Source organism: Vreelandella sp. L-25 (assembly GCF_056857535.1).
This window is the reverse complement of sequence record NZ_JBSXNH010000021.1, coordinates 1-22989: the sequence shown is the minus strand read 5'-3', so window position 1 is coordinate 22989 and position 22989 is coordinate 1. Positions and strand designations below refer to the sequence as shown.

Here is a 22989-nt window from a genome sequence, read left to right as displayed (position 1 = left end):
GCCCACGGAGTTGACGACTGAAGCGCTGATCGAGCAGGCCCAAGAGAAAGGCGACAGCATTGCCTCGCGTAAAGCGTCGTTTGAAGCGCTGAACGTGATTGGCCCGCAAATGCCGGAACTGCTCGGCGGCAGCGCTGACTTAGCGCCATCTAATCTGACGTTCTGGAAGGGCGCGAAAGCGATCACCCCCGACGATGCCAGCGGCAACTACCTGCACTACGGTGTGCGTGAATTCGGCATGGGCGCGGTGATGAACGGTATCGCCCTGCATGGCGGTTTTGTGCCGTATGGCGCGACCTTCCTGATCTTTATGGAGTACATGCGCAACGCCGTGCGTATGGCGGCGCTGATGGGTCAGCAGGCTATCTACGTGTTTACCCACGACTCTATTGGCCTGGGCGAAGATGGCCCGACGCACCAGCCGATTGAGCAGCTTACTAGCCTGCGCACCACGCCGAACCTCAACACGTGGCGCCCCTGTGACGCCGTGGAGACCGCCGCTTCCTGGGATGCCGCGATTAAGCGCCACTCCGGCCCGACAGCCCTGGTTCTTTCACGCCAGAACCTGCCCCACCAGCAGCGTACCAAGGCCCAGCTCGCGTCTATCCAGCGCGGTGGCTATGTGCTGAAAGATAGCGAAGGCACCCCAGAGCTGATCCTGATCGCCACAGGCTCCGAAGTCTCTCTGGCGATGGACGCCGCGGCCGAACTGGAGCAGCAGGGTAAAGCCGTGCGCGTAGTCTCCATGCCGTCCGCTTACTGTTTTAATGGCCAAGACGCTGACTACCGCGAAAGCGTGCTACCCAAAGCCGTCACCAAGCGTATTGCCATCGAAGCTGGCCATGCCGACTACTGGTACAAATACGTTGGTCTCGATGGCCGCGTGATTGGCATGACCACCTTTGGTGAGTCGGCCCCGGCTGGCGAGCTGTTCAAGCACTTCGGCTTTACCGTCGAGAACATTGTTAAACAAGCCAATGAGCTGTTTAGCTAAGTTTTAATTAATAATTATCTCATGATCAGGCTCTTCACATTACTTCTAAAATAAGAAGAGCCTAATTATTGAGGGTATAGTCAGTATGGTTGTGAGTTTGCATCCTCGTCGTCATCACGCATTCGCGCCTGACGCTCAGCTTCTTCCTCTTTGGCGTCGTCGATCACTTCCATCAGCTCGTCCAAATTGGCAATGTGGTCATCAAACTCGAAGTGGCCGGTGAGTTTGCTATCGGGGTGCAGCTCGCCCGCTTCATAAAGCGCCCACATCTCCTTGCCGTAGTGAGTAGTGAGCAGCTCGGGAGCAAAGCGACCAAAATAAGCGCGCATGTTATCGACATCGCGCTCCAGCATGGCGGCGGCGCTGTTATTACCGGCCGCGTCTACCGCTTGGGGCAAGTCGATAATGACCGGGCCATCGGCATCAACAAGCACGTTGAACTCAGATAGGTCACCATGAATCAGACCCGCGCAGAGCATTTTCACCACGTCTTGAATCACTTTGGCGTGATAGCGCAGCGCCTGCTCTTCGGTCAGGGTGACATCGTCTAAGCGCGGTGCTACATCGCCTTCAGCGTCGGTAATCATCTCCATCAGCAACACGCCATCCACAAAGCCATAGGGCTTTGGCACACGAACATCAGCTGCGGCTAAGCGATACAGCGCATCCACCTCGGCGGTGAGCCACGCCTGCTCCTGCTCTTTCTGGCCGTAGCGGGTTTTCTTGGCCATGGCCCTTGCTCGGCGGCTGTTACGCTCTTTACGCCCTTCCTGGTATTGCACCGCCTGCTTGAAGCTACGCTGTTTGGCCTCTTTGAAGACTTTGGCACAGCGTGTGTCTCCGCCGCAGCGCACCACATACACCTGCGCTTCCTTGCCGCTCATCAACTGCATCAGCACCTCATCGATCAGGCCGTCATCGACCAAGGGCTGTAATCGTTTGGGTGTTTTCATAACTTGCTGCGAAGGCTCCTTATGATAGCGACCACGTCATTGGGATCGTTAATGGCGAATGCGTCGCACGCGAAAAGCTCGCCCTTTGAGTTTGTCCCGCTCCAGCTTGGCCTGAGCTTTCTGGACAGCGCTGCGCGCCACCGCGACGTAAGCGCTTCGGGCCAACACCTTGATCTTACCCACCTGATCACCACGCAGACCGCCTTCGCTGGTCAGTGCGCCCAGAATGTCGCCAGGGCGCAGCTTATCTTTCTTGCCACCCGCCAACTGTAGCGTGGCCATGGGGGGCTCGAACGGCGAAACGTTGGTGGCTCTCGGCAGCGGCTCGGTCGCGAGCGGCTCGCCCAACAGCTCAGCGAGGCGTTCGAGTCGATAATCTTCTTGCGGTGTGACCAGGGTACAGGCGATACCGCTGGCTCCTGCGCGCCCCGTGCGGCCGACGCGATGAACGTGGACGTCCAGCTCACGGGCGATTTGGTAATTGAAGACGGCGTCCAGCTGGGCAATGTCGAGCCCGCGGGCGGCCACATCGGTGGCGACCAAAATCGATGCGCTCTGATTGGCAAACAGCACCAGCAGCCGGTCGCGGTCTTTCTGCTCGAGATCGCCGTGCAGCGCAACGGCGCTAAAGCCCGCATCGACCAAGCCATCGGCCACGGCTTGGGTTTCCCGCTTGGTATTACAGAACACCACGCTAGTGGTAGGTCGCGTGGCAAGCAGCAGCTCGATCAACGCATCAAAACGGTCGTCGTCATGGGACAAACGGTAAAAGTGCTGCTCGATGGTCGTGGCATCGTGGGTCTCTGCAACCTTGACACTGACCGGGTCGCGCAGCACGCCGCGGGTCATGGCTGCCAGCCCCTCTCGCTCATCGGGAAACGTCGCGCTGAACAGCAGCGTTTGTCGGTCAGCGGGGGTATCGGCGATGATGTCGTCGATGGTGACCTGAAAGCCCATGTCCAGCATACGGTCGGCTTCGTCCAGCACCAGGGTCGTCAGTGACCCCAGCGTCAGTGAGCCTCTGCGCAGATGCTCGTCCACCCGGCCCGGCGTGCCCACCACGATGTGCGCGCCATGCTCCAACGATGCGAGCTGCGGGCCAAACGGGGCGCCGCCGCAGAGCGTGAGCACTTTCACGTTGGGCATCCCGCGGGCGAGACGGCGCAGCTCTTCCGCCACTTGATCCGCCAGTTCTCGGGTGGGACACAGCACTAGCGCCTGTACGCTAAACGCCTCAACGCGTAATTGGGAGAGTAGCGCCAAACCAAAGGCCGCGGTTTTGCCCGATCCCGTTTTGGCCTGGGCCATGACATCGCGGCCCGCCAACATAGGCGGCAGGCTTTGGGCCTGAACAGGCGTCATTTCGTGATAGCCAAGGGAGTCTAGGGTGCTCAGCAGCGCGGGAGAGAGCGCAAGGGATGCAAAAGAGGTATCTGACACAAAAAATTCCTGAAGGGGGCGTGTTGCCCAGCAAACCGATAATGTGGAGCACCATACCAGAAAGTGCCACCCCCTGCCTTGCCGCTAGCGAGGCCTCTCCTTCCAAAGGCCGTTTACGCTGACAGCGCCGCAAACTGCCCTAGGCTTAATGCCGCTAAATCATCAGGAGAGAGTTCGATCTCCAACCCGCGCCGTCCGGCGCTTACGTAGAGGGTGGACCACGCCTTTGCAGAGGCATCGATGAAGGTGGGCAAACGCTTTTTTTGGCCCAGCGGGCTGACGCCGCCCAGCACGTAGCCGGTAGTGCGCTCGACAATCTCAGGCGCCGCCATCACGGCCTTTTTTGCCCCGGCGGCTTTGGCAATCTGCTTTAAACCAAGCTGGCTATTCACCGGCACAATCCCCACGGCCAATTGCTTGCCATCCAGGCTTACCACCAGGGTTTTGAAGACTTGTTCAGCCGTGACGCCGAGTTTTTCAGCCGCTTCCAGCCCATAAGAGGGAGCGGCATTATCGTGCTGATACTCATGGAGCTGAAACGCAATACCTGCGTGCCTTGCGCTGTTGATTGCCGGTGTCATGGAGGTCTCTTAAGTTAAACGCGCCAGCCAGTCTGAAAACATTAGTACCCACTGCTCGGCTTAATAACGTGAGCAAGTAACGGAAGTCAACTGACAGGAGTCGCAAAATGAAAGCCACCTCCAAAGCACAGCAGAAAGCCGCCGGGGCTGCCCTCTCGGCTAAGCGCGGTGAGACCAAGCCAAGCGAGCTGTATGACGCCTCAAAAGAGATGTATGACTCGATGAGCGAAGAGGAGTTGGAAGAGATGGCGGGTACCCAGCGTAAGGGCAAACCGCAAAAGAAAGAGAACGACTGACCAATGCTGCGCCAGCGGGTTGCGCTGGCGCAGCTTGCGTGAGCCTATGTCAGCCAATTATTGGCAAGGCACCACGCGGCGCAGAGTATCTTTCGCCCACAGCGTTTGGCCATCTGGCGTGCGGCCATGCTCGTTCCAGCGCTCGGTGGTTTCCAGGCAGAACGAACCGGCGTTTTCGATACGCGGGTCAGCGCTGACAGGGCGATCTCCGCCGATACGCATCACGTCAGGATTTTCCGTGGTGTAACGGGGGGCAACGGTATTACTGGCACAGCCAGCCACCAGGACGGTAGCCAGCAGTACGGGCAAACAGCGGCGCAATGGCATGTTTTTACAACCCTCACAAGCAGTGATAAACCGACACCAGTTGTCGGTAGCGCTAGATACCACTCGCCCAGCGCCACCGTCAATCTTTTTTGATGCGGGCTCAGGTCACCAGTGTAATGCTCATGACCGGGCGCAAATTACGCTGCTTGCAGTGCTGCTCGACGCTTTCCACGATCTCTTCGGCGTCATCGATCTGCTGCTTGTCCAGTTGGATATCCACCATCAGGAAACTGCCCACCTGGGCCAGGCGCACATCGTCGTCGGCAATATCGAAATCCGCCACTTCCTGAATCACTTCCTGACGAACGCTGCCCACGGGCTCACCGAACATCAGTTCACGCAAGGCATCCTTGACCATGCGAATCGGCATGGGCAAGAAATAGCCCGCGATAATCAGCACCATGACCGGGTCGGCGAACCGTGCCAGATGCGCCCAGGGCGTCAACGTCAGCCCCCAGGTCAGCACGAACCCCAGCATCACGGCGGCACTCAGCCAGGTATCCATCTGCCACTGACGAAGCTCGGCATTCAATAGCGAAGACTTGGCAACCCGCGCATGGCGCGCCAGCCACCACCACGTCACCAGACACCCCGTGACGTTGACCACACCAAAGATCAGAGCCAGGTCCAGGGTCACCAGGCGGCCTCCCTGAGCCAGGCTCCACAGCGCCGAGACCAGAGAAAACAGGCAGACCAGGGCAATCACCACGCCTTTGAGCAGCACTGCCAACGGCTCTACCGTCAGCCGCCCAAAGGGGTAGTGATCATCAGCGGGCTTGCGCGCCTGCTGAAGGGCAAACAGCGACAGCGAGGCCAGCACTAAACTTAATAGCGAATAGCCGCTGTCGAAGAGTATCGTGATCGAGCCACTGGCCAAGCCGAGCGCTAGGCCGGTAAACGCGAACAGACTGGCAGAAATGGCGGAAAATCTGAGCGCACGGCGCTCGGCGACAAAGGGGGTCACGCGGGTTGCTCCAATAGAGGGTGATAAAAGACCGCCATCATAATGGGTGCATTAGCGCTTCACCAATCGCTCAGCGCCAACTATATTGGCGCTCAAAGGGTTTTCACAAGGTAGTTTGCATGCGCGCAGAACAGGTACAGGCGTTTATTGATGTCACAGAACATGGGTCGTTTGCCGCTGCTGCCCGGCATACCGGCATAAAGCGCAGCACGCTGAGCGCCGCGGTGAATGCGCTGGAAGATAGTCTGGGCGTGGCGCTGTTTGAGCGCTCGGGTAACAGCCTACAGCTAACAGCGGTGGGGGAAAGCGTACTCCCCGACTGCTACCGCCTGTTAACCAGCGCCAGCCGCATCAATAAACATTGCCAGCAGCACTTGCAGGGCGTTGAGAGCCAGCTCTGCATCGCGCGGGACGACGCGCTGCCTGAAGCGTTTTGGCGACAGGTCATGCACGACCTGAAGCAGCGCTACCCGCTCACGGCCATTTCGGTATACCTGCTCCCACCTCAGGAGCATGCCCAGTTCGTGCTGCGCCAAACGGTGGATATTGCCTTTGGGCTCTACACCGCTGAAGGGGCCTCGGTGAACGCCAGCAACCTTGCCCCGGTGAGCATGAGTCTCGTGGCGGCACCTGGGCATCCACTCAGTCGCCTGCCCAACGTCACCAAAGATGATTTGGCACAGTACACCCAGGTATGCCTGACCTTCGACCAAGGCGACAAATTGGTGAGCGAGGCGCTGTTCTCCACCAACTATCTGGGCCTGACCATGTTCGAGGTGATTCGCGATGCGGTAATTAACGGGACCGGCTGGGCGCTACTGCCTTACCCGCTGGTTAAAGACGCCTTAACCAATCACACGCTGTGTGCGCTCAACCACGACCTGCTGCTGGAAAGCCACTACTACCGCTATGTCGAAGGTGAAAGCCTGGGCGTGGTCGCCACTGCATTACTCACCAACGTCACACGCTTTTTAGGGACGACTCGCTAATAGGACTTACCCCCATAGCAACGTTGAAATTAAGGAGTGGCGAAAATCCCAAATGCATTCCACGCTGTTAGAAATTGCTGAACTAAAAAACGGAAGATAAGGAGAACTAAGGACACGCTAGAGAACCGACACAGGCAAGTGTCATCTAAGCGTAAAGTGCGTCTGCCAGTGTCGATGTTGCCGTCAACCAAGGAGTAGTTTCCGCGATGGTACGACTCGATAAGAAAGCGACTAGGCTGTATGTCCTAGACACGAATGTCCTGATCCACGACCCCACTGCGCTCTATCATTTTGATGAGCACGATGTGGTTATCCCCATGACCGTGCTTGAAGAGCTGGACAAGCACAAGAACGGCATCCGTGAAATTGCCCGCACCGCTCGCCAGATCAGCCGCACCCTGTCCGACCTGACCAATCAGGTCACCTTCGATGAAATCCAGAAAGGCATCCCCATTCCACGTATCAGCGGGGAGTCCGGTCGGCTGCACTTTTTGTGCTACAACGACCTGAAGCCGTTCGACGCGCTGGATGACAGTCCCGACAACCGCATCCTGGCAGAGACCTGCCGCCTGCGTGACGAGCGCCCGGATGCCTCGGTCATTCTCATCACCAAGGACATCAATCTTCGCGTCAAGGCTACCGCGCTGAAAGTGCCCGTCGAGGACTACCTCAACGACCGCGCCTTCTCCGACAGCGATGCGATGATCGAAGGGGCCAAGGTGTACGAGGCCGCAGGCCTGGGCGGTGCCTCGCTTTGGGAAAGTCTCAACGTGGAGGTCAATGTCGAGCGCGTCGCGCACCACACTTTCTACCAGCTCAGCGGCACCATGCCCAGGGACTGGCATGTCGGCATGCTGGTGTCGGATAGCGAAAACGGCGCGGAATTCGAAGCCATCGTTCGGGAGCTATCGCCCTCCTCTGCCCGCTTGCAGCTGCTTACCAACTACCGCCACCACGCGGGCGTCTGGGGGGTACACGCCCATGACAGCCGCCAGAACTTTACCCTCAACCTGCTCATGGACCCCGAGATCGACCTGGTGACCATTGCCGGTAATGCGGGCACCGGTAAAACCTTCATGACCCTGGCCGCCGCGTTTCAGCAGACCCTGGACAGCAAACGCTTCGAACGCATCGTGTTCACTCGAGCCCCCATTCCCATGGGCGAAGACATCGGCTTTCTGCCGGGCACGGAAGAGGAAAAGATGTCGCCGTGGATGGGGGCCTTCCATGACAACATGGATAACCTGCTACGCAACGAAGAGGGAGAGTCGAGCTGGGACAATGGTGCCACGCGGCAGTTGATCGGCTCGCGGGTGCAGATCCGCTCGCCCAGCTTCATGCGCGGGCGCACGCTCAACGATACGTTTCTGATCATCGACGAGGCGCAAAACTTCACGCCCAAACAGCTCAAGTCGCTGGTGACACGGGCAGGACGCAACACCAAGATCGTCTGCCTCGGCAACGTGGGGCAGATCGACACTCCTTATCTGACCGCCAACACCTGCGGCATGGCCGCCGTGGTGGAGCGGTTCCGGGATTGGCCCCATGCAGGTCACATAACGCTGAAAAGCGTCGAGCGCTCACGGCTGGCACTGGCAGCAGAGGAACTGCTTTGAACAGCCACTGACGTCGTCGTCCTACCATCCAACCCACGACCGCACAGCCTGGCTGGGCGGTCGCCGCTGCTCAATCCTGCGAGTCGCGATCCTGCCAAGGGGTCTTCACGCCCACCGTATCCGCAGCAAAGGCGTCTCTGTCACCCAGCGGGCGCGGCTCGCCGGTGGTGGTGTCCTGGTAGGTCTGGCGCTCCATTTCACAGTTGATTTCGGCCCCCAGCAGCACCACGAAAGCCGACATCCAGAACCACAGCATCAGCGCCACCACGGCGCCCAGTGAACCGTAAAGCTCGCTGAAAGAGGAGAAGTAGCGCACGTAAAGCGACACCCCCCCAGACCCCAGCAGCCAGGTGGCGGTGGCCAGCAGCGTGCCGTAGCTCAGCCAGCGCCACTTGGCCGCTCGGCGGTACGGTGCAAAGCGATACAACAGCGCAATCAGCAGGCTCATCAGCACCAGCAGCGCTGGCCAGCGCAGCCACTGCAACAGCTTGTCAAAGGGAGGCTCCACCATCAGCCATTCCACCAGCATGGGCACCACGGCAATGAACCCCAGCGACACCAGGGTCATGCCGATGAGCCCGAACGTCAGCGCCACCAGCACGACCAGGCGCAACAGTGCGGGCCGCTTCTCACGCTCGCCGTAAACCACGTTGAGGCCCACCACCAGCGCCGACACCCCTTTGGAAGCGATGTACATGGCCACCATCAACCCAGCCAGGGCGGCCATGACGTTGCCTCGCTGGGCACTTTCCACCACGTTCTGGGCCTGCTGATCGATCAGGTTGGCCGCATCGGACGGCATGAAACGGCTGATTTCATAAAGCTGGCGCCCTGCTTCTACCGGGTCGAACAGCAGCCCCCAGATGGAAATCACGGCGGCTATGGTGGGGAACAGCGCCAGCAAGGCGTAGAACGCCACGCAGGCAGCGTACATGGTCACCCGGTCTCGGCGGGCCGCCCTCAACACGCGCCAGCCGATATCCAGCCAGCCTAGCCGGGGTATGTCATCCGGCGTCACGGCCTGGCGCCCTCGGTCTGCCTGGTACGCTTGCGACCCCGCCTGTGGCTTGCTCATGCCCGTCCCTCCCACATCAACAGTAGCGCCAGCAGCACGGCCATGGCCATCATCAGCCCGCTGCCGTGCTGGCGCAGCCAGGGCTCTGCACGCAGGCTGTGCCTGAGCAGTTGCATGACCGTTCGCTCGAAAGCCAGGCTGTGCGCCACCGACGCAGCTTTGACGCGCCCCAGCGCATCACTGAAGCGCTGACAGCCCTGCAGGGCATAGCCTGCCAGCGGCGCGTACAGCCACCATAGATCGCCCGCTGGCGGTGGAGAAACTTTCACACGCTGGTGCAGGGAAAGCGCTACCACCAACGCCAACAGACCCACCGGGAAAGGCCAGACGATACCGGCCCACTCGGCCAACGGCGGCACCTCGGAACCGTACAGCGGCAGCCACAGCGGGGTGGCCAGCGCGGCCACCACGGCGGCCAACCAGGCGCCCCACTGCATGGGGTGGCTGCCACCGCTCTTGCGCAGCTGCCACTGCCGCCACAGGCACACGCTCACCAGCAGCGAGGTGCCCACGGCTGCCCAGGTCAGCAATAGCACCAGCGTGGTCAGTTGGGCATCGTAAAGCACCGATTTGACTCCCCACTTGCTGACCAGCCCAGCTGCCAGGGCACCTGTCAGCGATACGCCCGGCAGCGCCATCAGCGCAAACAGCAGCGGTACACGCCAGCGGGGCATGTGTTCGCTGATGCTGGTTCCCATGAACAGCGCCCCTTTGGCCAGCGCATGATGGGCCGCAAACAGCACCAGTCCGGGCAGCAGCAGTAGCCACGCCTGAGGCACCGTCAACCCGGTGCCTACCAGCGCCGTCAGCATGCCCATCTGGCTGATACTCGAATAGGCCAGTACGGCCTTGGGGTGACGCTGCCACACACCATACAGGGCAGCCCCGAACGCGGCGGCCAGCCCCAGCGCCATCATGGCCTGGCCCAGCAGTACCAATTCAGGCGCCAGGCCCGACTCCCCCAGGGGCAGCACGTTCAGCCAGCCCAATAGCCCGGCCTTGATCATGGCGCCGCTAAGCACCGCGCTAGCAGGCGCAGGGGCGACCGGGTGGGCCAGCGGAAGCCACACATGCAGCCCCACCACCCCGGCCTTGACGCCAAACCCCAGCCATAGCAGCAGTGCCATCCAGGCACCGTGCTCCGAGCGGGCAATGGCCTCGCGAACGCCCTCCAGGGTCAAGGTGTCGATGGAGCCAGCCGCCCATAGCAGTCCCCCCAGAATCAGCCCTTCGCCCAGCACGGCGAGGATCAGGTAGGCCCGAGCCCCCAGCCGCGCCTCGGCGCTGCCGCTATGCACCACCAGCGCGTAGGCAGCAAAGGTCATGAGCGCAAAGCCCAGGTAAAAGCTGGCAATGTCCTGGGCAAGGATCAGCAGGACGTTGCCCAGCAGGGCCAGGGGCCACAACAGCGTCAACCGCTGCAAGCGCCGCTGGGCGTCGTCATCGCCCCCCCGAGCCAAGGCTTCCTCGGCGGCAAAGTAGCCCCGGGCATGCAGCGCTGCCAGGCTCCATAGCAGCGCGCTGAAGGCCAACCAGGGGCGGCTGAGCGCATTCAGCTCCCACCAGCCCCCCAGCATCCAGGCTTCCAGTACCCAACGGCCTTCAGCCATATAAGCCAGCAGTAACGCGGGCCAGGCGGCGCTGACCCATAGCCAGGAACAGTAGCGCCGCTGCGCTGGCGGGGTGCGGTAGGCATGCCATACCGCACCGGCAGCCACGCACAGCGGCCAGAGCAAGGCCACGGCCAGCAGCAGTGTCGTCATCATGGTAGATACTCCCCTACCGCCACCCGAGTTGCCCAGTCCAGAGGGCTAAACGGCAAGCCTGCCAGCAGCCCGGCCCCCAGGCTGGCCAGCGCGGTAAACACGGCTGGCCACAATAGCCAGCCATGGGTTTCCAGGCGCCCCAGACGCTGCTCGTTGGGCCACGCACCCACCCCATGATCGGGCCCCTGCCGGAACCAGAGCCGATGCAGGATAGGCAGAAAGTAAATGGCGTTCAGCGTGCTGCTGGCTACCAGCACCGCCACCACCCAATACATCTCGGCCTGAATGGCGCCAATGCCCAGGTACCACTTGGTGATGAACCCCGCGATGGGCGGCAGCCCGATCATGCCCAGCGCCCCCACGGTAAAGGCCAGACTGGTCAGCGGCATGCGTTTGCCAGCACCGTCCATCTCATTGATGCGATGAATTCCCAGCTCTTCGGCGTAGTTGCCCGCGCAGAAAAACAGCGTGACCTTCATCAGCCCCTGGTGGAGCAGATGGGCGAGCGCACCGATGGTGCCGAAAGGCCCAAACAGGCTGACCCCCAGAATCACATACGACACCTGACTGATGGTCGAGAAGGCCAGCCGTGGCTTGAGTTCCTGCTGAGCGATGGCCCTCAGCGAGCCGTAGATGATGGTGATGGAGGCCGCGATGGCCAAGGCCGTGGTCACCCCCAGTTCGACGCTCAGCTCGATCCCGTAGAGGTCATAGATCACGCGGAGAATGCCGAAGGCCCCCGCCTTGACCACCGCCACGGCATGCAACAGCGCACTCACCGGCGCAGGCGCCACCATGGCTCTGGGCAGCCAGCCATGCAGCGGCACCATGGCCGCCTTGACCGCCAGGCCGCCGACCAGCAGCACGAAGATCAGCGTCAGCAGGCCACGGTGGTCTGCCAGGTAAGGCGACAGTCCCCGCTCGGAGGCAAAGGAGTGGTCGCCTGTCAGGCTATACAGCAGCACGACCCCCAATAGCAGCACGACCCCGCCGGTCAGGGTGTAACGCAAATACACGCGCCCTGCCGCCAGCGCCTTGGCCGTGCCCGAATGCACTACCAGCGGGTAGGTCGACAGCGTCAGCATTTCATAAAAAATCAGGAAGGTAAACAGGTTGCCGGAGAGCGCAATGCCCAGCGTGCTGGCCACGCAGAGGCTGAAAAAGCCAAAGAAGCGCTTGCGGTTGGCCGCATGCTCCAGGTAGCCAATGGCATACACCGTGGTGCACAACCAGAGCAGCGATGAGAGGCCAGCAAACATCACGCCCAGCGCATCGGCGCGCAGTACGAAATCGACGCCCTCGACAATCTGGAAGCTGAAGGTGTCCTCGTAGCCTTCCGCCACGCGCCCGACCATCAGCACGACCAGCACGATCTTGCTGACTGCCGCCAGCAGGTTGATGCCGGTACGCCAGCGCCGCGCCTCTTCGGGTAGCACAAAAATGGCCACGGCGGCCAGCATGGAGGTCGCCAGTGTGGTCAGCGGTAACCAGGCTGCGTTCATGCGCCACCTCCTTGTAGCAGGGCCAACGGCAAGTGGGCCAACAGACCCAGCAGCAGCGCGGCCAGGGCGAGCGCCAGTGCCACCGCATCCATGCCCGGCGCCAACGGCTGGTAGTCATGGCGCGGTGCGGTTTCATCAAACGAGTAGCGGAAGACCCTGAACACGTAGGCCGCGGTCAGCAGCGTTCCCACCAGTAATGCTGCAACGGCAAGCCACTGCTGAGTGAGCACCATGGCCTGCAGCAGCAGCCACTTGGCCGTGAAACCGCTGCTGGGGGGCAGGCCCATCAGCGTGATGGAGGCGATGCCGAAAGTCAGCAGCGAGAGCGGCAATCGGCGGCTGGTGCCCGCCAGCGCCTGCAGAGCGCTCTTGCCGGTGGCCAGCAGCAGATTGCCGGCCGCCAGAAACATCGCCGCCTTGGCCAGCGAGTGCCCCATCAGCTGTAGCCAGAAACCCTCCCAGGCCAGCGCCTGGGGCAGTGGCGAGGCTTGCGGCCCCAGCAGTAGCGGAAATGCCACCATCAAATAGCCCAGCTGGCCCACCGTGGACGAGGCGATCAAGGTTTTCAGCGACGCTGCCCGCCATGCCACCAGCCCGCCCCACAGGATGGCCGCCATTCCCAGCCAGCCCACCAGCTGCGGGGCCAGCCAGGTATCGGGCAGCAGCACGCTCCACACCATCAGCAGAATGAACAGCGAGGCCTTGATGACCAGCGCCGCGTGCAGGGCGCTCACTGGCGTCCAGGCGTTTTCGTGCACCGGGGTCAGCCAGCCATGCAGCGGAAACAGTGCAGCCTTCAGCGCCAGCCCCGCGCCCATCAGTGCCGCCGCGACCCAGCTCACCGGGCCTGGCTCGACGACTTGGGCCAGGCCCATCAGCGTCAGTTCCCCCCAGTACCCCAGCAGCAGGGCAATGCCCAGCAGGAACGCCAACGACCCCACCAACGCCAGCAGCAGGTAGCGCATACCGGCCTTGAACGCACTGCCCTTGCCCGACAGCAGCAGCATGCCGACGGCGGCCAGCCCCATCAGCTCCAAAGCGGCGTAGAGCGTCAGCAAATCGGCCGCCATCCAGATCAACGACAGCGCGCTCACCAGAACGCCCATGAGCGGCCACAGCCAGCGCCCCTGGGGGCCAGGCCGGGAAAGCGCCAAGTGCCCAGGGGTATACAGCGCAGCGGCCAACGCGACCCACTGGGTAATCAGCAGCATGAAGCCGCTCACGCCACTGAAGCGCAGCGCCAGATCCACCCCTGCCAGCTGCCATTGCCAGCGCAACACGCCCGCCTGCTGGGCATCCATGACCATCCACAGGCCTGCTACCAGCACCGGCGTACAGGCCAGCAGTACGGGCACCATACGCGCGGGACGCAACCAGGCCCCCAGCAGGCCTATCAGGGTAGGTAGCAGCAGAACGACCAGCAGCGCCCAGTGGGTCGACCACAACGGCTCGAAAGTGCTGTCATGCAAGCCAAAACGCCAGCTCATTGTGAAGCCTCACGAGGGGCCAGGGGGGCTGGCTGCTCATCGACCAGGGCCGACACCCCTTCCAGCTGCAGCAGATGTCGTATCAACAGCACGCCCAGCAGGGTGCCCAGCCAGGCAATCAGCAAGCCCACGCCAATCAGCGCCTGGGCATTGGGCAAGGGACCTACCATGCCTGCCAACAGCAGAAACACACCCGACCCCAGCACATTGAAGGCCACCAACCGACGCAGCCAATGTCGATGCAGTGCAAAAGCCCCCATGGCCGCCGAGACCATGACGACCGCCGCCAGCATCAAGGGGTGTTCGCTCAACGAGTAGACCATGTCGGGCAAGAGGTAGCGCAGCGCGGCGCCGATCATCACGCTCCACGCCAGCGCCAGCAGCCCACGACTGATGACATGCCCGGCCCCGTGCTGCACTCGGTCGTAGTGGGCAGCCTCCGGGTGAGCCGAGGGAAATGCCTTCAGGGCATAGAAGAAGCTGCCGCCGGTGAGCGCGCCCCCCAGCACCAGCTCCATCAGCCCCAGCAAGGGCGCCTGCCACTGCCACCAGGCCAGGCTCATCAGCAGCGTGAACAGCAAAAACAGCCGACAGGTCCGCCGCAGATGGCGGTCCAACAGACAGGCAAGCGCCACTGCCACCAGGCAAAGCGCCAGCCCAGCTTCCAATATATCCACCGACATCATGAAGTGCCTCCGCCTATCCTGTGCATTGGCCAGCGAAAAAGGAGGCCGTACTACGCGAGCCGTTCGCTCAACCACCTGCCGATATCGTTGACCTGCTGCGGACACAATGCATGTGCCATGGGGTACTGGCGATAGTTGACGCTGTAACCCATGGCTTTTAAACGCTCAACGCCGCTACGGCCCAAGGTTTCAGGCACGATGGGGTCGAAGTTACCGTGATGAACTTCAATCGGCACCTGACGGTTAGCCTCGGCAGGCTCGATGCTATCGGCAGTAGCAAAGTAGGTCGACATCGCCAGCAGCCCGCCTAGCGGCTGCGGGAACGAGAGCGCAGCCTGATACGCCACCGCGCCGCCTTGGGAGAAACCCGCCACGATGATCCGCTGGCTATCGATACCCTGATCGATCTGCTCTTGAATCAGCGCCTGAATACGCTCGGCGGATTTTTTCAGCTGAACTTCATCAACCCGGCGGCCCAAATCCATCGCCAGAATGTCGTACCAGGCGGGCATTACCATGCCGCCGTTAATGGTGACCGGCAGGCGCGGAGCATGGGGCATAATAAAACGCACATGCGCGTTTTTCGGCAGTGCCAGAGCTGGCACTAGGGGTTCAAAATCATGCCCATCGGCACCTAGGCCATGAATAATAAACACACACGCATCGGCGGGTTGACCATTTTTTGGCTCAATAATCAGTTCGCCTGGGGCTGTCATGGGTTATTTCCTTACTGATATTAAAAGCGTCACCCTAGCGTAAAGCAGCGCGGGGAGCGAGACATTAACCGCTTAAAACGGCCACACCAATGGAATCAGCGTGACCGCAATCACACCGGTCAGTACGTTTAAACCACCACCAACACGTAAAAAATCACTGACTCGATAGCCACCAGGACCATGCACCATCAAGTTGGTTTGGTAGCCGATCGGGGTCAGAAAACTGGCCGAGGCAGCAAACATCACAGCCACCACAAATGGCATGGGGCTCACCCCAAGGCTCTCTGCGGCAGCCATGACCACCGGAAAAATAATCACCGCCGCGGCGTTGTTGGTCACTAGCTCCGTGAGTAGCGCCACCACGCAGTAGGTACCCATCAGCAGCAACCACGGGCTGCCTGCCACCCACGACAGCACGCTGCCTGCCATGGCATCCGCTGCACCTGACGACTGTAACGCTGCCCCCACCCCAAACGAGGCGGCAATGGTTAATAACACCTGAGTATCTAAGCCCCGCTTAGCCGCGCCCACTGTGCAGCAGCCGGTCAGCAGTGCCATCGCCGCCCCCAGCATGGCGGCATTAAGCATACTCAGAACACCAAACGCAGCCAGCAGCACCGCACCTAGCAAAATCCCCCAGGCCAGCGGGGCCTTCTCATGAATGGGCCGCGCAGAGCCGTTTAGCTCACTGATCAGTAAGAAATCTTTCGACTGCCGATGGCGCTCGATAAACGGCGGGCGCGCCTCTAACAGCAATACATCGGCAGGCTGCAGGCGTACCTGTCCAAGGTTCCCCGTCACGCGCTCGCCGCCGCGGCAAATCGCCAGCACGGCGGCGCCGTATAGCGTTCTAAATCGACCATCACGAATCCGCTGACCAATAAACTGGCACTGATTGGAGACCACCGCCTCGACCAAACGGCGCTCTTTGAACTCCTTCTCCAGACTCGACGCGCCATCCCGTGAGGGGATCAGCCCGCGAATCTGCTGTAACTCGACGGCGGCGTCAGAGGTGCCCACGAAGACGAGGCGGTCTCCGCCTTTTAACTGCTCGCCAGGGCCGACGACGCTGACCACGTTGCCGGCGCGTTCGATTTCGACGAGAAACAGCTCCTGCAAATGGCGCAGACCTGCCTCCTCGACGGTGCGGTCGACCAAGACACCGCCCGGGTCGACTTCCATTTCGATCGTGAACTCACGGGGGTTGGCAAAGGCTTTGGCCGTACCGCCACGGGCAGGTAGAAGGCGCGGACCGAGAAGAATTAGATACGCCAACCCCGCCACGGCGACGGGGATACCGACCCATGCCAGGTCGAACAACCCCATGGATAAGTCCGGATAGCGCTCGATCAAAAGCCCGTGCACGACCAAGTTGGTGCTGGTGCCAAATAGCGTGATAGTACCGCCTAAAATAGAGGCAAAGCTCAGCGGCATGAGCAAGCGCTGTGGGGAAAGCCGCACACGGCGGCTCCAGCTCATGACGGCGGGAATATACGTCGCCACCACCGGGGTGTTATTGAGAAAACCGCTGAGCGATGCCACAGGTAACAATAGACGTGTTAGCGCGCCGCGCTCGCTGGTTGGCCGCCCCAGCACGTAGCGAATAATAAGATCGATACCGCCCGTTTCACGAATACTGGCCACCAGCACGTACATAAACGCTACAGTAAACAGGCCACTATTAGAGAATCCACCCAGCGCCTGCTGTGGGTCAATCACGCCAAGCGTCATCAGCACCACCACCGCGCCCATTAAAATGATATCTGGCCCTAGGCGTGACAACGCCATCAACGGGAAGATAGTCAGCACGACTCCTACTGCAATCCAAGCATCCAGCGACATAACCCCACATCCTTTCTCAAGCCCACTCAACTGACATAACCGAACAATACGAAGAGCATTGTGCCGCCTAGCAGATATTCTAAAAAGTTATTTTTAGAAACACAGTAAGAAGAAAATAGAATATAGGCGTGAGGCGTGAGGCGTGAGGCGTGAGGCAGATAAGCATACACCAACGAAAAAACCCCGCATTGAGCGGGGTTTTTCTAGCTCGCTAGCAGTCGCTGCTAGCGGCAAACACCAAGCTGGAATTAACCCAGAACTTTGATGTTGGAAGCCTGAAGGCCTTTTTTACCCTGGGTGACGTCGAAGGAAACCTTCTGGCCGTCTTGCAGAGTTTTGAAGCCGTCAGCTTGAATTTCGGAGAAGTGCGCGAACAGGTCGTCGCCATTGTCGTCCGGAGAAATGAAGCCGAAGCCTTTAGTGTCGTTAAACCACTTAACGGTACCAGTTGCCATGATCGAAATCCTCGATAAAGCTTAATGTAGAGCCGGGTAATACCCGAGTTGCAGTGGGTAGAACAAGAAACTTTCACCAGACTCAACGCTAGAGCGTTTCGATACTGCTGACAACGTTCGACTTGCTAACCAACTGCATTCAGCATGCGCTTAACCAAGCCGCACGTCAACACTATGATGAAAAAAAATGTCAATGCAATGAATTTTCTTTAAAAATCCATCCAGCGGCTTTTTCAGCGATCATTAACGTGGGCGAATTAGTGTTTCCACTGGTGATGGTAGGCATTACGCCCGCGTCCGCGATCCGTAATCCCACCACCCCAAGTACCCGCAATTTTTCATCCACCACCGCCATTGGGTCATCACGTTTGCCCATCCGCGTGGTGCCGACCGGGTGAAAAATCGTCGTGCCAATATCTCCCGCTAGCCGCGTTAGCTCGTCATCGGTTTGATACTCAACGCCCGGCTTTACCTCTTCAGGCAAATATTTAGCGAAGGCAGGCTGTTCGGCGATACGCCGGGTTACCCGCAGCGAATCAGCCGCCACCTTGCGATCCTCCGGCGTGCTGAGATAGTTCGGCGAAATCGCCGGTGCCTGACGCGGGTCGGCGCTTTTCAAACGCACCGTTCCTCGGCTGGTAGGATTCAGGTTGCATACGCTCGCGGTAATGGCCGGATACGGATGCAGCGGCTGCCCAAAGGCCTCTAGGCTGAGCGGCTGCACGTGATACTGAATATTGGGATACGGCTGATCGTCAGAACTGCGGGTAAACGCGCCAAGCTGCGAAGGGGCCATGCTCATCGGCCCGGTGCGCTTGGTCACATACTCCCAGCCAATCCCCGCCTTGCCCCACAGCGTACTGGCAATAGCATTGAGCGTTTTGGCATTACTGACACGATACACCGAGCGAATCTGGAGGTGATCTTGCAGGTTTTCGCCCACCCCAGGCAGGTCGTGCACTACCTCAATGCCGTGCTCGCGTAGATGCTCAGCAGGCCCGATGCCCGATAGCTGCAAAAGGTGGGGCGAGCCAATGGCCCCCGCACACAGCACCACTTCTTTTCTCGCCTGAACACGCTGGGGCTTACCGCTGCGCACCACTTCTACCCCAGTGCAACGAAGCGTTGGCTGCTCCTCATCAAAGCAGAGCCGATTCACCTGGGTCGAGTGCCAAAGCGTCAGGTTGTCGCGCTTTAGCGCGCTACGCAAAAATGCCTTAGCGGTATTCCAGCGCCAGCCGTCACGTTGGTTTACCTCAAAATAGGCAACCCCTTCATTACTACCCCGGTTGAAGTCGTCGGTGCGGGGAATTCCCGCCTGCACCGCTGCTTCGGCAAAGTCATCCAACACTTCCCATTTCAGGCGCTGCTTCTCGACCCGCCACTCGCCGCCATGGCCATGAAAAGCACGGTGAGTCTCATCACCGTCGCTGCCTTCATCCAGCCGGTAGTGGTTTTCGTGTTTGATAAAGTCCGGCAGGCAGTTCTCCCAGCGCCACTCGTCGCTACCGGTAACCTCCGCCCAGTGGTTGTAATCCCGCGCTTGGCCGCGCATGTAGATCATGCCGTTGATGCTGGAGCAGCCTCCCAGGGTTTTACCTCGGGGGTAGATCAGCGAGCGGCCATTAAGCCCCTTGTCCGGCTCAGTACGAAACAGCCAGTCGGTGCGCGGGTTATTGATGCAATAAAGGTAGCCCACTGGAATATGGATCCAGTGGTAGTTATCCCGACCACCCGCTTCAATCAGCAGCACTTTGTTTGCAGGGTCGGCGCTTAGCCGATTGGCCATCAGGCACCCTGCGGTGCCTGCGCCAATCACGATATAATCAAATGCTTCTGCGGTGGGATGAGTGGTTGTATTTGTTGGCATGGGCTTGGCTCCCGTAACGGTCAGGCGTTACTTCGCCGTCGGCATCACAAACTCAGCACCCGTATCGATGGAGTCCGACCAGCGCTGCATGATCGACTTCTGTTTGGTGTAGAAGCGCACGCCCTCTTCGCCATACGCGTGAGTATCGCCAAACAGCGAGCGCTTCCAGCCGCCAAAACCGTGCCACGCCATAGGCACTGGAATCGGTACGTTGATGCCGACCATGCCTACTTGAATACGGCGGCCAAATTCGCGGGCAACGCTGCCGCTTTCAGTAAAACAACTCACGCCATTACCAAACTCATGGTCGTTGATCAGTTGGATGGCGGTAGCCACATCCGGTACGCGCACGCACACCAGCACAGGGCCAAATATCTCCTCTTTATAGATAGTCATCTCTGGTGTGACGTGGTCAAACAGCGTGCCGCCCATCCAGAAGCCATCGGCGCAGTTCTCGCCTGCCTGTGTGCTATCAAACTCACGGCCATCCACAATCAGCTGCGCGCCTTCTGCCACGCCCTTTTCGATATAGCCGGTAATCCGCTGGTGTGCCTGGCGGGTCACGATTGGCCCCATCTCCGCATCTAGCTGCATGCCATCTTTCACTTTTAGTGCCTTGGCACGCTCGGTGAGCATCGGCACCACTTTATCGGCCACATCGCCTACCAGCACGGCCACGCTAATCGCCATGCAGCGCTCGCCGGCACTACCGTAGGCCGCACCAATCAGCGCATCCACCGCTTTATCCAGATGGGCGTCTGGCATCACCACCATATGGTTTTTCGCCCCACCCAGTGCCTGTACGCGCTTACCGTGCTTCGCGCCACGCTCGTAGATCAGGTTGGCAATGGGCGTTGAGCCGACAAACGACAGCGCTTTAACGTGAGGGTGGTCAATCAGTGCTTCGACGGAGTCTTTATCGCCCTGCACCACGTTGAACACGCCATCGGGTAGACCTGCCTGCGTTAACAGGTCAGCAATCATCAGCGAGGCGCTAGGGTCCAGCGGGCTGGGCTTGAGAATAAAGGTGTTACCGGCAGCAATGGCGATGGGGAACATCCACATCGGCACCATTGCCGGGAAGTTAAATGGCGTAATACCTGCCACTACGCCCAGCGGCTGACGCACGGTCCAATTATCAATGCCGGTGCTGACCTGCTCGGTGTAATCACCCTTTAATAGCTGGGGAATACCGCAGGCAAACTCGACAATATCAATACCCCGTGCCACTTCGCCCTGGGCATCGGTAAATACCTTGCCGTGCTCTTTGGTGATTGCTTCGGCCAGGGCATCTTTATTGGCGTTCAGCAGCTCCAGGAATTTAAACATTACCCGAGCGCGGCGAATAGGCGGCGCATCGGCCCAAGCGGGAAACGCCGCCTGGGCGGCCTGCACCGCGGTGTCCACATCGGCGGCCGAAGCCAGGGCAACGCGGCCAGTGACCTGCCCAGTGGCAGGGTTGAAGACATCCTGGGCGCTGCCGGAGGCGCCTTCGCTGCGTTGGCCGTTAATAAAATGATGGATGGCGTTGGTTGTCATTGTCGCTACCTTTATAACAAAAGCTTAAGTGATCGGAGGATGATCACTAGACTACCCCGCCTAACAGGCCAAGCAATTGAGTAATTTTTAACCCAGATATAAGCTTTGCTAATAACATAACAATGAAGGTTCACCACCATGCAGGAGTACGCCACGCTGCGGGCCTTTGTGGCCGTTGCCCATACCGGCAGCGTCTCAAAGGCGGCCGAGCAGCTTCATTTGACCCAGCCCGCGGTTAGCCTAAAGTTGAAGCAGCTACAGCTGCATCTGGGCCTAACGCTGTTTACCCGCCGCCCACAAGGGTTAACGCTGACTGCCGATGGTTACGCCTTGCTACCGGCCGCTGAAAATGCCCTGGCCAGCGCGCTGGCCTTTGAGCAGAGCGCCAGCGCGTTACACAGCACGCTGCGCGGCAAGCTGCGCATTGGTACCATTGTTGACCCGGAATTTATTCGCTTGGGCGATTTTCTCAGCCGCTTGATGGCCCGTGCGCCACAGCTGGAAACCGAGCTTCACCACAGCATGAGCGGCAGCGTATTGGGCAACGTCGAGCAGGGGGAGTTAGATGTGGGCTTTTTTCTCGCCCCGCCCGGCGAAGGCACTGGCAATCCTACGCTAGCATGGCGAGAGTTAACCCACTTTCACTACCACGTGGTGGCACCGCGGGGCTGGGAAGCCAAACTTGCCGACACCCGCTGGGAGGCGCTTGCGCAACTACCCTGGATTGTGACCCCCACCGTGTCAGCGCACTCCCGGCTACTCAAGCGAGCGCTGGCCGCAAGCGGCGCGACCCCGAACCGTGTTGCACAGGTCGACCAAGAAGCGTGTATGCTGGATTTAGTCAGAGCAGGCGTGGGCCTGAGCCTAGCGCGAGACGCGCTAGCCATGGCCGAACGCCAAGAGAGCGGCTTGGCGGTGGCAGACAACGTTCGCCTACCCTGCGCATTAAGCCTGATCTGGCGCAGCGACCGCGCCACCGAGCCCACGATTAAAGCCGCACTAGACACCCTCGATACGGTGTGGCCGCATCGTCTAAGGTCGCTGTAAGGAAGCGGAACCTCTCGACACTAATGGACTCAATAACGAGCTTTGACTCGCCACCTCCACCGGAGTGTTTGCAACGACCCGATTTCCCCATATTCGCCCCTTAACCCTGTGCGTGATGGCCGCTGCCGGTTTTGCGAGCGCATCACTCCAAGCGCAGTCCAATGCAGAGGCCACCTTTGCCGGCGGCTGCTTCTGGTGCATGGAGCCTCCTTACAATAAACAGGTGGGCGTGAGTGCTACTATCTCAGGCTACATGGGCGGCGAGCTTGAAAACCCCACTTACGAGCAGATCTCCCGGGGCGGGACTGACCATATTGAAGTCGTACAAATCGAGTATGACGATAGCCAGATTAGCTATGAACAGCTGTTGGAGATTTTCTGGCGCAACATAGACCCCTTCGCCGTTAACCGTCAGTTTTGCGATAGCGGTGACCAGTACCGCTCGGCCATCTTCTACAGCAACGATGAAGAGCGGGAATTAGCGGAAGCCTCAAAAGCTGAGATGGAAGCCAGATTTGATCAAGAGATCACGACCGACATCCTGCCAGCCAGCGAGTTTTGGACCGCAGAGGAGTACCACCAGGATTACTATGAAAAAAATCCGCTGCGCTATAAATTCTACCGCCTAAGCTGCGGTCGGGATGATCGACTGGAAGAGGTATGGGGCGAAGAAGCGGGCGGCCCTACTTTTGAATAAGTAAAACCTGAATCCGTGAGACCGGCCCCCGGAAGCACTTCTAACCCACTGACCTGCATGGCAATATAGCCATTATCGCCATTCACCCAGACAGTGCCATGCCCAACATAAAGTTCCGCGCCAGTCGCCGCACCCTCACCAGCCACG

General features: G+C 59.9%; 21 protein-coding genes. 6 read left to right on the top strand and 15 right to left on the bottom strand.

Annotated features, from left to right (window positions below; genetic code table 11):
* The coding region (locus tag AC13CN_RS01235; RefSeq protein ID WP_483052960.1) for a transketolase-like TK C-terminal-containing protein at positions 1-994 on the top strand (994 nt) is incomplete at its 5' end.
* Positions 995-1074: 80 nt separating this feature from the next.
* Here AC13CN_RS01235 and AC13CN_RS01230 read toward each other — a convergent pair.
* From AC13CN_RS01230 to ybaK, 3 genes are all read right to left on the bottom strand, one after another.
* Positions 1075-1947, bottom strand: coding sequence for a PA4780 family RIO1-like protein kinase (locus tag AC13CN_RS01230; protein ID WP_253557471.1), 873 nt, complete (start codon positions 1945-1947; stop codon positions 1075-1077).
* Positions 1948-1995: 48 nt separating this feature from the next.
* Positions 1996-3387, bottom strand: coding sequence for an ATP-dependent RNA helicase DbpA (dbpA, locus tag AC13CN_RS01225; protein WP_253557469.1), 1392 nt, complete (start codon positions 3385-3387; stop codon positions 1996-1998).
* A 113-nt stretch (positions 3388-3500) separates the two neighbouring features.
* Positions 3501-3968, bottom strand: coding sequence for a Cys-tRNA(Pro) deacylase (gene ybaK / locus AC13CN_RS01220; protein ID WP_253557467.1), 468 nt, complete (start codon positions 3966-3968; stop codon positions 3501-3503).
* 107 nt (positions 3969-4075) lie between these two features.
* Here ybaK and AC13CN_RS01215 point away from each other — a divergent pair, with 107 nt between their 5' ends.
* The gene (locus AC13CN_RS01215; RefSeq protein ID WP_054641282.1) at positions 4076-4264 is read left to right on the top strand and encodes a DUF3008 family protein; all 189 of its coding nucleotides are present in this window, start codon (positions 4076-4078) and stop codon (positions 4262-4264) included.
* A gap of 57 nt (positions 4265-4321) precedes the next feature.
* On the opposite strand, the gene AC13CN_RS01210 is transcribed toward AC13CN_RS01215, so the two are convergent.
* A complete protein-coding gene (locus tag AC13CN_RS01210; protein WP_054641281.1) occupies positions 4322-4591 on the bottom strand; it encodes a hypothetical protein in 270 nt (89 codons plus the stop codon).
* Between the two features lie 100 nt (positions 4592-4691).
* Positions 4692-5555 (bottom strand): cation diffusion facilitator family transporter, encoded by an 864-nt coding sequence (locus AC13CN_RS01205; protein WP_054641280.1) that lies wholly within the window; start codon positions 5553-5555, stop codon positions 4692-4694.
* A gap of 119 nt (positions 5556-5674) precedes the next feature.
* Between AC13CN_RS01205 and AC13CN_RS01200 the strand changes: the two genes are divergently transcribed.
* Complete coding sequence (locus tag AC13CN_RS01200) at positions 5675-6544, top strand: LysR family transcriptional regulator (RefSeq protein WP_054645130.1); 870 nt, start codon at positions 5675-5677, stop codon at positions 6542-6544.
* A 206-nt stretch (positions 6545-6750) separates the two neighbouring features.
* Positions 6751-8160 carry a PhoH family protein gene (locus AC13CN_RS01195; protein ID WP_062362783.1) on the top strand — a complete coding sequence of 470 codons (1410 nt, stop codon included), beginning with the start codon at positions 6751-6753 and terminating at the stop codon, positions 8158-8160.
* A 70-nt stretch (positions 8161-8230) separates the two neighbouring features.
* Here AC13CN_RS01195 and AC13CN_RS01190 read toward each other — a convergent pair whose 3' ends face one another.
* The 10 genes from AC13CN_RS01190 to AC13CN_RS01145 all read right to left on the bottom strand — a co-directional run bounded on the left by AC13CN_RS01190 (position 8231) and on the right by AC13CN_RS01145 (position 21098).
* Positions 8231-9235, bottom strand: coding sequence for a YihY/virulence factor BrkB family protein (locus tag AC13CN_RS01190; protein ID WP_054641279.1), 1005 nt, complete (start codon positions 9233-9235; stop codon positions 8231-8233).
* Positions 9232-11001 carry a proton-conducting transporter transmembrane domain-containing protein gene (locus tag AC13CN_RS01185; RefSeq protein ID WP_083602196.1) on the bottom strand — a complete coding sequence of 590 codons (1770 nt, stop codon included), beginning with the start codon at positions 10999-11001 and terminating at the stop codon, positions 9232-9234. The genes AC13CN_RS01190 and AC13CN_RS01185 overlap by 4 nt, the downstream gene beginning before the upstream one ends.
* Complete coding sequence (locus tag AC13CN_RS01180) at positions 10998-12503, bottom strand: complex I subunit 5 family protein (protein ID WP_062362780.1); 1506 nt, start codon at positions 12501-12503, stop codon at positions 10998-11000. The genes AC13CN_RS01185 and AC13CN_RS01180 overlap by 4 nt, the downstream gene beginning before the upstream one ends.
* The gene (locus AC13CN_RS01175) at positions 12500-13990 is read right to left on the bottom strand and encodes a complex I subunit 5 family protein (RefSeq protein WP_062362778.1); all 1491 of its coding nucleotides are present in this window, start codon (positions 13988-13990) and stop codon (positions 12500-12502) included. The genes AC13CN_RS01180 and AC13CN_RS01175 overlap by 4 nt, the downstream gene beginning before the upstream one ends.
* Positions 13987-14676: a Na(+)/H(+) antiporter subunit B gene (locus AC13CN_RS01170; protein WP_058576851.1), complete on the bottom strand. Its 690-nt coding sequence runs from the start codon at positions 14674-14676 to the stop codon at positions 13987-13989. Before AC13CN_RS01170 ends, AC13CN_RS01175 begins: the two co-directional genes overlap by 4 nt.
* A 50-nt stretch (positions 14677-14726) precedes the next feature.
* Positions 14727-15392 (bottom strand): alpha/beta hydrolase, encoded by a 666-nt coding sequence (locus AC13CN_RS01165; RefSeq protein ID WP_074210247.1) that lies wholly within the window; start codon positions 15390-15392, stop codon positions 14727-14729.
* Between the two features lie 72 nt (positions 15393-15464).
* Positions 15465-17234, bottom strand: a complete 1770-nt coding sequence (locus AC13CN_RS01160; protein WP_074210246.1) for an SLC13 family permease — start codon at positions 17232-17234, stop codon at positions 15465-15467.
* Between the two features lie 248 nt (positions 17235-17482).
* Entirely contained in the window at positions 17483-17689 is a 207-nt protein-coding gene (locus AC13CN_RS01155; RefSeq protein ID WP_054641278.1) for a cold-shock protein, read from the bottom strand.
* 190 nt (positions 17690-17879) lie between these two features.
* A complete protein-coding gene (locus AC13CN_RS01150; RefSeq protein WP_074210245.1) occupies positions 17880-19559 on the bottom strand; it encodes a GMC family oxidoreductase in 1680 nt (559 codons plus the stop codon).
* A 27-nt stretch (positions 19560-19586) separates the two neighbouring features.
* Positions 19587-21098, bottom strand: coding sequence for a CoA-acylating methylmalonate-semialdehyde dehydrogenase (locus AC13CN_RS01145; protein WP_074210244.1), 1512 nt, complete (start codon positions 21096-21098; stop codon positions 19587-19589).
* A 138-nt stretch (positions 21099-21236) separates the two neighbouring features.
* Here AC13CN_RS01145 and AC13CN_RS01140 point away from each other — a divergent pair, with 138 nt between their 5' ends.
* Together AC13CN_RS01140 and msrA are read left to right on the top strand one after the other, a co-directional pair.
* Positions 21237-22145, top strand: coding sequence for a LysR family transcriptional regulator (locus AC13CN_RS01140; RefSeq protein WP_054645129.1), 909 nt, complete (start codon positions 21237-21239; stop codon positions 22143-22145).
* Between the two features lie 115 nt (positions 22146-22260).
* Positions 22261-22842: a peptide-methionine (S)-S-oxide reductase MsrA gene (gene msrA, locus AC13CN_RS01135; protein WP_062362793.1), complete on the top strand. Its 582-nt coding sequence runs from the start codon at positions 22261-22263 to the stop codon at positions 22840-22842.
* The last annotated feature ends 147 nt before the right edge of the window (positions 22843-22989 follow it).

Bases quoted from the DNA above. Each gene is read 5' to 3' on its own strand.
- AC13CN_RS01140 (WP_054645129.1), top strand. From the start codon at position 21,237: ATGCAGGAGTACGCCACGCTGCGGGCCTTTGTGGCCGTTGCCCATACC.
- AC13CN_RS01230 (WP_253557471.1), bottom strand. From the start codon at position 1,947: ATGAAAACACCCAAACGATTACAGCCCTTGGTCGATGACGGCCTGATC.
- AC13CN_RS01195 (WP_062362783.1), top strand. From the start codon at position 6,751: ATGGTACGACTCGATAAGAAAGCGACTAGGCTGTATGTCCTAGACACG.
- AC13CN_RS01165 (WP_074210247.1), bottom strand. From the start codon at position 15,392: ATGACAGCCCCAGGCGAACTGATTATTGAGCCAAAAAATGGTCAACCC.
- AC13CN_RS01200 (WP_054645130.1), top strand. From the start codon at position 5,675: ATGCGCGCAGAACAGGTACAGGCGTTTATTGATGTCACAGAACATGGG.
- AC13CN_RS01175 (WP_062362778.1), bottom strand. From the start codon at position 13,990: ATGAGCTGGCGTTTTGGCTTGCATGACAGCACTTTCGAGCCGTTGTGG.
- AC13CN_RS01185 (WP_083602196.1), bottom strand. From the start codon at position 11,001: ATGATGACGACACTGCTGCTGGCCGTGGCCTTGCTCTGGCCGCTGTGC.
- AC13CN_RS01155 (WP_054641278.1), bottom strand. From the start codon at position 17,689: ATGGCAACTGGTACCGTTAAGTGGTTTAACGACACTAAAGGCTTCGGC.
- AC13CN_RS01145 (WP_074210244.1), bottom strand. From the start codon at position 21,098: ATGACAACCAACGCCATCCATCATTTTATTAACGGCCAACGCAGCGAA.
- AC13CN_RS01180 (WP_062362780.1), bottom strand. From the start codon at position 12,503: ATGAACGCAGCCTGGTTACCGCTGACCACACTGGCGACCTCCATGCTG.
- AC13CN_RS01160 (WP_074210246.1), bottom strand. From the start codon at position 17,234: ATGTCGCTGGATGCTTGGATTGCAGTAGGAGTCGTGCTGACTATCTTC.
- AC13CN_RS01215 (WP_054641282.1), top strand. From the start codon at position 4,076: ATGAAAGCCACCTCCAAAGCACAGCAGAAAGCCGCCGGGGCTGCCCTC.
- ybaK (WP_253557467.1), bottom strand. From the start codon at position 3,968: ATGACACCGGCAATCAACAGCGCAAGGCACGCAGGTATTGCGTTTCAG.
- AC13CN_RS01190 (WP_054641279.1), bottom strand. From the start codon at position 9,235: ATGAGCAAGCCACAGGCGGGGTCGCAAGCGTACCAGGCAGACCGAGGG.
- AC13CN_RS01210 (WP_054641281.1), bottom strand. From the start codon at position 4,591: ATGCCATTGCGCCGCTGTTTGCCCGTACTGCTGGCTACCGTCCTGGTG.
- AC13CN_RS01150 (WP_074210245.1), bottom strand. From the start codon at position 19,559: ATGCCAACAAATACAACCACTCATCCCACCGCAGAAGCATTTGATTAT.
- AC13CN_RS01170 (WP_058576851.1), bottom strand. From the start codon at position 14,676: ATGATGTCGGTGGATATATTGGAAGCTGGGCTGGCGCTTTGCCTGGTG.
- msrA (WP_062362793.1), top strand. From the start codon at position 22,261: ATGGCCGCTGCCGGTTTTGCGAGCGCATCACTCCAAGCGCAGTCCAAT.